Annotated in this window: 7 protein-coding genes and 1 pseudogene; 2 read left to right on the forward strand and 6 right to left on the reverse strand. The window is 48.3% G+C overall.

Translation table 11 applies throughout. From position 1 onward, the window contains the following. Window positions 1–48: 48 nt before the first annotated feature. Both QT984_RS18940 and QT984_RS18945 read right to left on the reverse strand, forming a co-directional pair. A complete protein-coding gene (locus QT984_RS18940) occupies window positions 49–594 on the reverse strand; it encodes an RNA 2'-phosphotransferase (RefSeq protein ID WP_333055911.1) in 546 nt (181 codons plus the stop codon). Between the two features lie 321 nt (window positions 595–915). Then, entirely contained in the window at window positions 916–1,494 is a 579-nt protein-coding gene (locus QT984_RS18945) for a class I SAM-dependent methyltransferase (RefSeq protein ID WP_333055910.1), read from the reverse strand. 765 nt (window positions 1,495–2,259) lie between these two features. Between QT984_RS18945 and QT984_RS18950 the strand changes: the two genes are divergently transcribed. Then, window positions 2,260–5,130 carry a diguanylate cyclase gene (locus tag QT984_RS18950; protein WP_333055909.1) on the forward strand — a complete coding sequence of 957 codons (2,871 nt, stop codon included), beginning with the start codon at window positions 2,260–2,262 and terminating at the stop codon, window positions 5,128–5,130. 150 nt (window positions 5,131–5,280) lie between these two features. Continuing rightward, window positions 5,281–5,839, forward strand: a pseudogene (locus QT984_RS18955) (hypothetical protein); the annotation flags it as partial. Between the two features lie 561 nt (window positions 5,840–6,400). Here the strand turns inward: QT984_RS18955 and QT984_RS18960 are convergent. The 4 genes from QT984_RS18960 to QT984_RS18975 form a co-directional block, all read right to left on the reverse strand. After that, window positions 6,401–7,246 carry a nitrate ABC transporter ATP-binding protein gene (locus QT984_RS18960; protein ID WP_333312668.1) on the reverse strand — a complete coding sequence of 282 codons (846 nt, stop codon included), beginning with the start codon at window positions 7,244–7,246 and terminating at the stop codon, window positions 6,401–6,403. A 296-nt stretch (window positions 7,247–7,542) separates the two neighbouring features. Beyond that, entirely contained in the window at window positions 7,543–9,543 is a 2,001-nt protein-coding gene (locus QT984_RS18965; RefSeq protein ID WP_333374651.1) for a nitrate ABC transporter ATP-binding protein, read from the reverse strand. Window positions 9,544–9,740: 197 nt separating this feature from the next. Then, window positions 9,741–10,586, reverse strand: a complete 846-nt coding sequence (gene ntrB, locus QT984_RS18970; protein ID WP_333055906.1) for a nitrate ABC transporter permease — start codon at window positions 10,584–10,586, stop codon at window positions 9,741–9,743. 80 nt (window positions 10,587–10,666) lie between these two features. Next, a complete protein-coding gene (locus QT984_RS18975) occupies window positions 10,667–12,079 on the reverse strand; it encodes a CmpA/NrtA family ABC transporter substrate-binding protein (protein ID WP_333274340.1) in 1,413 nt (470 codons plus the stop codon). Window positions 12,080–12,667: the final 588 nt, after the last annotated feature.

Genomic DNA, 12,667 nt, shown 5'->3' on the forward strand with positions numbered 1-12,667 from the left:
TATTTTACATTTTTTGTGGCACACATTCTACAAAAAGAAGGAAAATTATCAAGTTATTTTGAGATAAGCTGGCGGCACAAAATCTACTAACCACACTTTGTTTTCCGAGCAGTAAAATGTATGACCGTCGCGTTGCATTGCTGCGGCATCTACAGTAAAGACGGCCGCGATGCCATGTCTTGCACCTACTTGGCGCGCCGTCGGGATATTCACCGACAAATGAACGTGATGCCGCGACATTTTCCTAATTCCTTGAGTGAGAATAGACTCGACGGCGGTGCTACCTGTTCCGTGATATAAAATATCCGGGGGAACCGCGGGTTCTAACTGCAAGTCAACCTCTACACTGTGTCCTTGGTTGGCACGAATTAGAGTGCCTGTGGAGTCAAATGAAAAGCGCTGCTTGTCGTTTTGCGCGACTACTTTTTTGAGTTCTGCAAGCTGAAGGGTAAAGTTATTTTTTTGGCACGCATCGAGGAGTTCGCTAACAGGAACCCAGCCACCGGGAGCGAGTTCAATGCCGATGCGCGAGGGCGCGTGACGCAGGTGTTTGCTGAGATATCTGCTGATTTTTACTAATCGAGAATCGTTCATAGTTTTACTTTATTTATTGAGCTTTTAAATCACCTTTTACAAAATGTCAATAACGGGTTATCTTGTTGATGGGAGGCGGGTTTGTTGAATCTGTTTGCACTGCCAGAGGGCGTTTGAGTGAACCCGCCTCTACAGGTTTGGGAAAATGATTCCCGGACGTAAAAAATGGTCTCACGCGCGAATTATAGCGGTAAGGTTCAGCCTTAAGCACTTACATAATTAGGTGAGGCGTCCGGGAACCAAAAACTTTTATGGGTGCAGTTTTTTACGCGTTTTATCTTTTGATAATTATCCAAAACTCTGCATTTTGCCGAAGGCCTTCTACCTGGGGACAACTCCGCCAAAAACAGCAAAATTTAGATAGCGCCAGTGACATCCTGCGTCGGCAAAACCAGCTTCTGCAAGCCACTTTGTCTGCTCTTCCACAGAGGAGGGAATATCTTCTTCTCGATATTTTTGAAACCAGGCTGCATCGTCTTCTCCGTTAGCTTTCATGTACTGCCGCCACAACTGTTCGTATTGCTCAGTCAGCTTTGGGGTAGCACCTGTCGCAATATCTCGAATTAGCAAGATTCCCCCTGGATTCATGGAGTGGAAAAGTTTGTGAAATAGCTCTTGTTTACCTGCGCTGTCGAGGTGGTGGATTGCCAACCCAGAAACTACCACATCGTAACCGCTGCCGAAATCATCTTCGGCGAAATTTCCTTGCTGCAAGGTCAGCCGTTCTCCGAAAGCTGACAAGTTAGTTTGGCAAGTTTTCAGCATATTTTGTGCCATGTCAAAGGCTAGGACTTTTGCTTGAGGAAATGCTGACAGAATCAGAGCCGACAGTATGCCAGTTCCCGCGCCTAAATCCAGAACTTTTATGTTACCATTCGTTTCAGAAGGGATTAACTGCAATATTACATCGTGTTGCTCGCGATAGCGCGGAATGAGGCGAGGAATTAAGCCGTCAATCGATTTTAGATTTTAGATTTTAGATTTTAGAGGCGACCCCACGGATAAATGCGGGGGCAATAAGTGATTTTCGATTTTCGATTTGGGATTGATTCCACTGATAAATCACGTGGCGGGTACCACATGAAGAAATTCTTGGTCATAATCAAAGGCTGTTTGTTCAAATTGTTCGCGTACAGCGTCTAAATTCACAGACGATTTTCCTCAAATTGTTAATAGTTGAGTGCACCAAGGCAGTTTGCCGGTTGTCTTCTCTGAAAGCATATTACATTTGATAATACAAAAAATATACAGACCTGTCAAGATGTTGAAGAAAATAATTTAAAAGAAGTTAGGGACGATCGCCAGACAGGGACTTTGTGCGCCCAAACCCGCCCGTGATTTGGGAACTGTCTAGCCCTGCACATATATCTCCTTCAGTGCAGATGAGGCAGAATGCCACAGACGCGAAAGCCTGCCGAAGACCAGACTTTGTGCCAGATACTAGGAGTAATTGTGAGCAAAAAGTTGACGGTTATGATACCAGTTTTAAACAAGAATGCAACTGTCGGTGTGTGATCCACACCATAAAATTATCAGTGATTCCCCTTAGTAAAATATAAAAGATACCAGATAAAAAGGAATGAGCCTGCAGCCGACGATCGGCTAGACATGAAAAAATCAGTCCTCAGATTGACAAACTTTAGCCAACTATAAACAAAAATTAAGGTGACTCCCGAGTGGATGTGGTACCTGCCAATTTGTCAGGAAGATGAAGAGATACAAAATATTACACCCGCCGGTGCGGGAAAGAAAATTGTGATAATGAATCAGGATGCGAGTAGATTAGGTGTCAGCCGTCAGGGGAAAATAGAAGCAATGGAAATCCAACAACGGAGTAAGGATAAGCCCGATCGCCCGCAACAAAACGCGTCCGATCGGCTCGGTCAATTTTCTACGACAAAAGAACTAGATTGGTCGCTACAAGAATGTTTAGATTTTAAAAGAGCGATCGACCGATCGACACTGGCGCTGAGGACTGACGCGCGAGGAATTATCAACTATGTCAGCGATCGAGTTTGCTCAATCTCCAACTATTCGCAAGCCGAACTAATCGGCTGCCACTTCGGCATCCTCCATTCGGAATATAAATCTTCGGAAATAATCAAAAATCTGCTATTAACTGTTGCCAAAGGTGAAGTTTGGCAAGGAGACATTCAGAATAAAGCCAAGAATGGAAGTGATTATTGGGTGTACGCAGCAGTAGTTCCACTGTTGGACTGTAAGGGAAAACCCTGTCAGTATTTGGCGATCGGATTCGACATCACCGATCGCAAAGCCGTGGAAGCAGCCCAAGCCGAAGCCAACCGGGCAAAAGACGAATTTCTGGCGATCGCCTCCCACGAACTGCGATCGCCCCTGAGCGCGATTTTGGGATGGGCGCAGCTAGCTCGATCCCGCAATTTAAACGAAGCCACCACCACCCGCGCTTTGGAAATCATCGAGCGCAACGCCAAATTACAAAACAGGCAAATAGACAATCTCCTCGACCTCTCGCGGTTGCTGCGGGGGAAAGTGTGCCTGAACATCGGCGAAGTTCACCTCCCGTCGATCGTGGAATCTGCGATCGACACCCTCCGTCCCACCGCCGATGCTAAAAACCTCCGCGTAGAAAAACATTTCGACCCCGCCGTCAGCTACGTTTTGGCGGATGCAGAACGCTTGCAGCAAGTAGTCTGGAACCTCCTGGCCAACGCCATCAAATTCACCCCAGAATCCACACCATACCCAGTTCAAGTGCGGATCGAGCCTACTGAGTCGGGCGTGTTGATTCGGGTCAGCGACAGCGGTTGCGGCATCGACCCCAAATTTCTGCCGCACATCTTTGACTACTTCCGCCCTGCAGACAACTTCCAGAACAAGGAACAAAATCGGCTTGGGCTCGGACTCTCAATTGTGCGACAGTTGGTGGAACTGCACGGGGGAAGTGTTTGGGCTTCGAGTCCCGGTCTCGGTCAGGGGGCGACCTTTGATGTGCTGCTACCGGGCGCCAACAAAAATGCACCCGACGATCGCACTGCTGCGATCGCCCAAAGCGAAAGCAGACCCGGATCGGTTTCCAAACCCCTAGCGGGAAAGCAAGTCCTGGTGGTGGAAAGCAGCGCCGAAATCCGGCAATTTCTCAAAACTGGCCTCGAAGCATTTGGAGCCAAGGTAACAGCGGTGGGTAGCGCCGCCGAAGCGATGGCGGAGTTGCAACAGTCGCGCCCCGACGTGTTGGTGAGCGATATGACGGTATCGGGAGCCGACGGCTGCGATTTAATCCGCCGCATCAGAGCCATGGAAATGTCCGAGCACAGGGAACTACTGCCGGCCGTGGCGCTGACGGGAGGGATTGAGGAACAAGATTCGGCCGAAGCGCTGGAGGCGGGGTTTCAGAGGCATTTGTCGAAGCCGGTGGAAGCGAATCAGTTGGTGAGTGCGATCGCCCAATTGGCTGGACTGACTGGATTCGGATCTGGAGAGTGGGGTTCGGGAAATATCCGGGCGGCCACACCCCAGGCCACGCTGCCGGAACCTAACAGTTTTGACGACAAAAATTATCTAGAACAATTAACAAGTGACAGCAGAGAATTACCGCTGTTGCTGGTAGTAGAAGACAACAATTTTCTGCTGGCTTACCTCCAAACTTTATTAACTCCGTACTATCGAGTCGCTGTGGCGAGGGACGGGGTTGAAGGTTTAGAAAAAGCAAAAAGTTTGCAGCCAAATTTGATTGTGAGCGACCAAATCATGCCCCGACAAAACGGACTGGATTTGCTCAAGGAGATTCGGAACACGCCAGAATTGAAATCTACTCCGGTAATCTTTTTGACAGCGCGATCGGGGATGGACGCTCGGATCGAAAGTTTGGATGCGGGTGCTGACGATTACATTTCAAAGCCTTTTGACGAGAGGGAATTGCTGGCGAGGGTGAGAAATTTGTTGCGATCGCACTCAGCCGAACAGCAGTTGGCGGAGCTCAACCGTCAGTTGCAGCAGCAGAAACAGCAGTTAGAAACAGTGAATCGAGCCTTGCAGTATTTGGCCAATTACGACAGTTTGACTGAGGTAAGAAACCGCCACTCTTTTAATGAATACCTCGATACGGAATGGCGGCGTTTGGCGAGGGAAGAAGCACCGCTGTCATTAATTATGTGCGACATTGATTATTTCAAACTTTTCAACGACACTTATGGGCACCAAGCGGGGGATGAATGTTTGCGGCAAGTGGCGACGGTGATCCAGCATTCGGTAAAGCGAGCGGCAGATTTAGTAGCGCGTTACGGTGGAGAAGAATTTGTAGTAGTTTTGCCGAATACCGATATTGAAGGTGCCACTTCCGTAGCTGAAATGATCGCACAACAGGTGCGGGGTTTGCACATAGCTCACGATAAGTCTGCTGTCAGCGAATATGTGACGCTGAGTTTGGGTGTAGCTTGCTGCATTCCGGGGGCGAAATCGCAGCCGGGGGAGCTAATTGCAATGGCCGATGAGTCACTTTATCGGGCGAAAGAAGCAGGGCGCGATCGGGTTTCGGTTGCCACATTTCAAGGATAATATAATAGTTAAATCAACTTGTATGGTGCGTCAGAAATCTATCGTTTCGATTTAAATATCTTTTTTGGGATCGGACACACCATACCAATGTGCTGGCAAACTTTGGTGAATTCAAATTGCTATAAATATAGTTAAAGGAGGTCGTGCCATGACAGCAACCACCGCTTGCACGCCGAAGGAAAACCAGCGGTACAATTGGCCGACGGTGTTTCGATTTATGCCTATCACGGCGTGATTTTACCCGAATGGTAAGGTAGCCTGCACCCGCACCAGTCGCAGTCTAAGGAATGAGAATTAAATAACTTCCACAAGATTGTGGGATGGGCGTCCCACAATAACAATTAAAAGTGTAAGTTATTTAATTCGCGATCCTAAGTGGGTGTTGAAGGAACAGAATGCAGAAATTCGGCGCGGGTTAATTCAGGGAATTACTTACGATCGCATAATTCAAGAATTCGCGGTGACAGAATTAGATAGTTGGCAGGAATACACTTTATTAAGCATCGAGTTTGACGATGATTTTGATCGGGTGAATAATGCAAATCCTGTTTATTTGTTAAAAATGACTTGTCCGAGTACGGGATTCATTCACGCTTTGCGAGTGCCGCCTGATGTGCGATCCTCTTCGAGGGCTTCGCTAACGGCTAAAGAGGCAATTCGCTGGGTAAATTGGGGAATCGATCCAGAGGAGTTTTCCGTGCAAACCTGAGTGATACCAATTGTTAAAAGTCACAGAACCCCGCGCCACAGTTAGGATCAGCCGTTTCCCTACCCGATCGTCTGTACTTCACTCCACTGAAAACCGCTATATTGACAACAGCCTTAACCCATGAAACACCGATAAACGTTCCCGCAGTGTGCCACTTCCAAGGGTGGAATGTACCAACCACCGATCGCCCACAAACGGTTAATAACATCAAGAAGAAGCCCACCCTCGGATCGAAGGTGGGCTCTGTTCATGCCAGCTTACCGACAGCTAGGCAATCGGGTCTCTTCGCTGGTAGACGTAAAATATCGGAAAAAGATCCGAACGTCTGAAAAAACTTCTCGCCCACCATTAAGCTTCAGTTTACCCAACCGGATCGGGAAAATTGCGCCCGCAGCGCTGTTCCCCTGACATCGGGGAACACTGGGGCTTAAACTTTTCAATAGACTTCTGCAAAAAAGCTCGTCTTGGGCCGGCAGGATGCCCAACCCCTACTCCGCACAAGAATTAAACTTGTTCGAGAAGTCTCCTAATTCTGCTCTTTAACTTTGATTTCCCAACTGATTAGGCATCGTGATCATGTGCAAAACGACGGAACAGGAAATCTAGGGCGTAGTTCCGCAAATTGTAGTATTCCGGATCTTCCATCATTTGAACCCGATCGCGCGGACGCGGAAAAGGAATCTCCAAAACTTCGCCAATTGTCGCCGCCGGGCCATTAGTCATCATCACCAGTCGATCTGCCAAAAACAGCGCTTCATCAATATCGTGAGTAATCATCAACACCGTACAGCGGTGATCGTTCCAGATTTTCAGCAACTCTTCTTGCAATTCCTCCTTAGTAATTGCGTCCAGAGCACCAAAAGGTTCGTCTAAAATCAACACTTTCGGGCGAATTGCCAAAGCGCGGGCGATCGAAACCCGCTGCTTCATCCCCCCCGAAATTTGCGGCGGTCTTTTCTGGGCAGCTTCAGTCAACCCCACCATCGCCAAATGCTCGTTGACGATCGCATTTTTTTCCACCTTCGACTTATTCGGAAATACAGCATTAACCGCCAGATAAACATTTTCAAACACCGTCCGCCAAGGCAGCAAAGCGTAACCCTGAAACACCACCATGCGATCGGGGCCCGGCTTCTCAATTTTTTGCCCGCTAATTCTGACGCTGCCTTGAGTCGGATGGCTAAAACCCGACACCATATTCAACAGCGTTGACTTGCCACAACCCGAGTGTCCGATCAGCGTAATAAACTCTCCCTCAGCTACAGTCAAGTTAACGTTTTCTAAAGCCTTGTAACCATTTGGGTATGATTTGTGAACATTTTCCATCACCAAAAAAGGCTTCCGGCGATCTTTCTTAGACTTGATTTGGGTTTTGGTATTCGTCTGGTTTGTAGTGGTGTTGAGCATAATTTGGGAACTTGTTAGTGGGTTATTGGCAATTGCGAATAATGGAATTTTGAACGGTGAGTTGCGATTTGAGACTACTTAAATCCTCTGTTTTTCTCGTTTGTATTGAAGTCTCCTTTCCCCTAAATCCCCCTGGTTGTTGGGGAGTAGGGGTTGACTTTGAACTCTCTTTTTCCCCTTTTTTAGGGAGACTTTGAACTCTCTTGTTCCCCCCTTGTTAAGGGGGGTTAGGGGGGATCTTCGGGTTTAAAAATATCCCCTAGAGAGAATCGAGTTGCTCATCGTCAGACGCAACTCTAAGCAACTCTACGGTCGGAATCAAGTACAACTTCCGCCATCGTGAAATCGCGTTTAATCGCCAGACTGTTGAGATAGCCGATCGGATCGTCAGCATTAAACACCGAGCCGTCAAACAAGCTGAGAGAACCGCGAGTGTAAGTAATATCAGCCATCCCCAGCTCTCGCGCCGCCGTGCTGAACGCACCGACTCGCACCACCCGCTCCAGAATTTCCACCCAGTTGCGCGGGAACACAGTATCGCCCCAGCGCGCCATCTGCACCATGTGCCAGAGTTGTTCGGTGCGGCTTGGGCGATTCACCCCCTCTCCAGAAAACAAGTGGTGGGCGTATTCCCGCATCGGAGTATCGAGGTTGCAAGCAGAAGATTTGGGGTCGCCGAGTTGGATGTAACTCTTATCAGTAGCGACGTACTCCCTTCCCGCGACAATTTCCGAAACCTCGGCGGCGCGACTTGGATCGGCGCAATAGTTGCAAGCTTCGAGCAAAGCTTTGACTAGAGCAATGTGAGTGTTGGGATAAGCATTTGCCCAGTCTTCCCGCACCCCCAAAATTTTTCCCGGATGCCCCGACCACAGTTCCAAATCTGTCGCCACCGTAAAGCCGACTCCTTCCATCGAGGCCCGCAAGTTCCAAGGTTCGCCGACACAGAAACCGTCAATAGTGCCGCCCTGCAAGTCAACGATCATTTGGGCTGGTGGGATATTTGTCAGCAACACATCGTGATCCGGGTCAATCCCGCCGGAAGCCAGCCAGTAACGCAGCAACAGGTTGTGCATCGAAGAAGGGTGAACGATGCCCATGCGGTGCGTTTGCGCTGGCGTTCTCTGGAGCATTTTTTTAAAGTCTGCCAGAGTGTAGATTCCTTGGTCGTAAAAGCGCCTCGCCAGGGTAATTCCGTTGCCATTGCGGCTCATGGTGAGGGCTGTAACCGTTGGAATCGGCTGCTCTTGGTGGCCCCCCAAGCTCAACCACATCGCCATCCCAGAGGGCATTTGGGCTGCGTCTAAGTAACCTGCGGCGATGCCGTCTACGATGCCGCGCCAGCTTGTTTCCCGCACGAGGTGGACTTCATCGAGGCCGTGCTTGGCAAAAAAGCCTTTTTCTTTGGCGACAGCTAGGGGAGCACAGGCTGCGAGGGGAATAAAGCCGAGTTCGAGGTTGACTTTTTCCAGGCCGTGGCGGGCGATCGCCGGTACTTTCCGCGCCCGCAGTTTTTTGACGCGCTTCTGCTGGTTGAGGAAGTAAATCATTTCGCTACGTAGAGCGTAGTAGCTGGGGTGTGAGACTACTTCCATCCGCTTGCGGGGGCGGGGGATGTCTACTTCGAGAATCCCGCCAATCTTCGATTCTGGGCCGTTGGTGAGCATGACGATGCGATCGCTCAGCAAGACTGCCTCATCCACATCGTGCGTTACCATCAGGGCGCTGATTTCGTACTCTTGGCAAATTTCCATCAACTTTTCTTGCAAGTTGCCGCGAGTCAAAGCGTCCAAAGCGCCGAAGGGTTCGTCTAGAAGTAAGAGTTTGGGGCGCAGGGCCAGAGCACGGGCGATCGCCACGCGCTGTTTTTGTCCCCCTGATAGCAATGCCGGTTGTTTTTCGGCGTGGGGAGTTAAGCCCACCATGTCGATGTGTTTTTGAATGATTTCGAGGCGTTCGGCTTTGGGTAAGCCACTCATTACCGAGTCTACGGCTAGGGTAATGTTTTCTCTGACCGTCCGCCAAGGTAGCAGGGAATAGTTTTGGAATACTACCATGCGATCGGGGCCTGGTTGGGTGATTCTTTGTCCTTCAATTGTCACCAATCCTTCTGTCGGCAAATCCAAACCTGCCACCATATTTAGCAGCGTAGATTTGCCGCAGCCGGAGTGTCCGATTAAGGAAATAAATTCGCCTTTTTCAATTTCCAGATCGATGCCTTTGAGAGCAACGTATGTGCCGCCGTCTGATAAATTAAATACTTTTTCCAGTTGTTCTATTTCAATCAAAATAGACATGATTTTCTTGCCTTTTTTGTAGGTTTCTTATTTCGCTAGCTGCCCGTTTTTCTTGATTAGCAGCTAGCTTTAACTGTCGCTTGTTGGAGATTTCGTAACCCTGTGTAGATTGCAGTTTCCTGAAATATAAATATCGAGTTTTGAACTCAAATCTTTCAACTCAAAACTCAAAATTATTTAGCGAGTTACTTGCACAACTATTTTCCTTGAGGGGGAGCAATTTTTTGCTGCAACCAAGCCATCATGCGATCGAGCAGCAAACCAACAGCCCCGATGTAGACTACAGCTAACAAAATTTCGCTGATGTAGTTTTGCTGGTAAGCGTTCCAAATAAAGAAGCCGATACCTGTAATCCCGGACATCACAATTTCCGCAGCGATAATTGCCAGCCAAGCCAAACCGATCGCAATTCTCAATCCTGTGAAGATGTAAGGAAGTGCCGACGGAAACAAGATATTGAGGTAATACTCTTTCCGAGTAAGTTGCAGCACTTTCGCAACGTTGTTATAGTCGTCTGGAATTTGGCGCACACCTTCAGCCGTGTTGATCAAAATCGGCCAAACTGAAGTGATAAAAATCACGAACAAAGCAGCAGGTTCGTTTTGTTGCAGTGCAGCCAGGGCGATCGGCACCCAAGCCAAAGGAGCCACCATCCGCAAAAACTGAAAAAGCGGATCTAAAGCCTTATTTAGAAAAGGATTTGTACCTACCACAACCCCCATGCCAATTCCCACAGCCGCGGCGAGAGTATAGCCTTTTGCCACCCGTTCCAAACTAGCTAAAGTTTGCCAAAATAGTCCGACTCCGTAGGTTTTGGAGTTCATGAAAGGATACATCAGCAAAATCCGCGTCCGTTCATCTGTCCAAACGCTTGTCGGCCCCGGCAATTTAATAATTCCAGAACTTGACAGGAATTGCCAAACAAACAGAAATCCAATTACCCCCAAGATTGGCGGCAATATATTCGGGGAATTCTTCTTCCAAAACTCGCCCAGCGCCGCTTGCGGAGCGGCTCCACCTCTCCGACTTGTACTTACAGCCATCCTGCTTATCTCCTCTGTTTCTGCGGTGTTTTCTTTCGAGAGTAAATTTTCGAGGCTAAATTATGGGAAGCTTTTACCCATCACACTTTTTTAATCGCCAAACTGCTCAGATAAGCTTCGGGCTGATCCGGGTTGAATTCTTTGCCGTCAAAGAACTTCTCAATACCGCGAGACGTACTTTTCGGAATATCAGCATCAGCAACTCCGGCTAATTTGGCTGCTGCTTTCCACAAATCTTCGCGGTTGACTTTATCGATGAGTGTCTTTTTGTCTGCCAAGGTTTTTGTTGGCAAGAAACCCCAGCGAACGCTTTCGGTTAAGAACCACAAATCGTGGCTCTTGTAGGGATAGGAAACGTTGCCGACACCATCGTTCCAGTATAGGGGGCTGCTCTTGAAGTCGTTGATGTCGGGTTTGCCGTCGCCCATGACATACTTGCCTTCATAGGGAGGAGTCAAAACAGCCGGAGATACGTCAAAGAAGTTTTTGCCCGAAACAATGGCAACTAATTCGGCGCGATTTTCTGGCTTGTCGCACCACTGTTGCGCTTCGATGATTGCTGCTATCACGGCTTCTGTGGCTTTCGGGTGTTTGTCCACCCAGTCGCCGCGAATGGCTAAATATTCCTCTGGATGTGCTTTCCAGATTTCGCCAGTCAGGGCTGACATGAAGCCGATGTTTTCTTTGACAATCCGCAAAGGCCAGGGATCGCCGGTGCTGAAAGCGTCCATACTTCCGGTTTTCATGTTGGCCACGGTTTGGGCAGCCGGTACTGTTAGCAAGCTGACATCTGTATCGGGATTGATGCCGTTAGCTGCAAGCCAGTAGCGAATCCACAAGTCTTGGTTGGCTTTGGGAAAGGTGTAGGCTGCTTTGAAGGGAGTGCCTGCTTGCGCCAAACCTTTGATGTAGTCTTGGGCTGCTTGGTCTAGTTTGAGTCCGAGGCCTTTGCCTTGGTGTTTGCCCGCGATCGCAATTCCATTTCCGTGAGTGTTCAACTGGGCCAGAACATACATCGGGATTTTGGTGCTGTTTTTGGTGATCAGGCCTTGACTAATTTGATAAGGCATCGGCATTTGCCACTGGCCGCCGTCTATGCCGCCCCCGGCCGATCCGATTTCTACGTTATCTCTGGCCGAACCCCAGTTGGCTTGCTTGGCAACTGTTACCTCTGTCATTCCGTATTTGGCAAAAAAGCCTTTTTCTTGGGCAATGATTAAAGGTGCTGCTTCGACGATCGGGATGTATCCCAATGCGATTTTAGTGCTTTCAATTCCTTCTACTCTTTTCTCGTTGGCCACAGCAACTGCTGAGGTTGCCACCGGCACTGCCCCGCCACCAGCAGTGGCTCCACCACCGCCAGCACTAGCACCCGGTTCGGGAGGATTTCCCAAACACCCTTTGAGCAGTATTGAACTGACTGCAGATGCACCTGCTGTAACGATAAATTTACGCCGAGAAAGCGCAGAAAATTCATCTGAAAATCTTGTCATAGTCTAGCCTCGCTGCAATTCATAATCTTCTGTAACAACATTCACTGAAGTTTATCAAGGCGCTTTTTTTCTGTTCGCTAATGGAATTTAGCGAACTGTTTTGAGCGATCCTTGGCAGGAGGGAGAAAAAGATTTATCGCTAGTATAAGTCTTTAAACTATCCCTGCTGATTTGACTTGTTTGATTAATATCGATATTTCGATCGGCCCAGTTGTGTGAGGTGGCAAAAAGCGAGCAGCACATTTTCTTGGCTTCGTTATTAGCTTACCGTACTCTTGCTGAAATTATAAAACAATTATTAAATTTGATTGATAAGTAAATCTTTTAGCTGTGTGCTATCGATAAGGAAGGGTTGGGAAGGGCGATCGGGTTTGCTTATCAAAACTGGTTTAAACCAAGGCTTCCAGGGTAAAGGTTGTAGCGAAGGGCGATCGGGCAGCCTTCAACTGTATTGTCAATAAGTTGCAAACATCGCAGCCACCGCACATTTACTTTGTTAATATACGTCTATATTTTTTTTAGAAAATTGTAGTTTATTATACAGAAATAATAAACTTTTTAGGATTCGGCTGTTTTAAAAGGCTTAAC

The sequence above is a fragment of the Microcoleus sp. Z1_B2 genome (assembly GCF_036700325.1).
In the GTDB taxonomy this organism is placed as follows: Bacteria; Cyanobacteriota; Cyanobacteriia; order Cyanobacteriales; family Microcoleaceae; genus Microcoleus.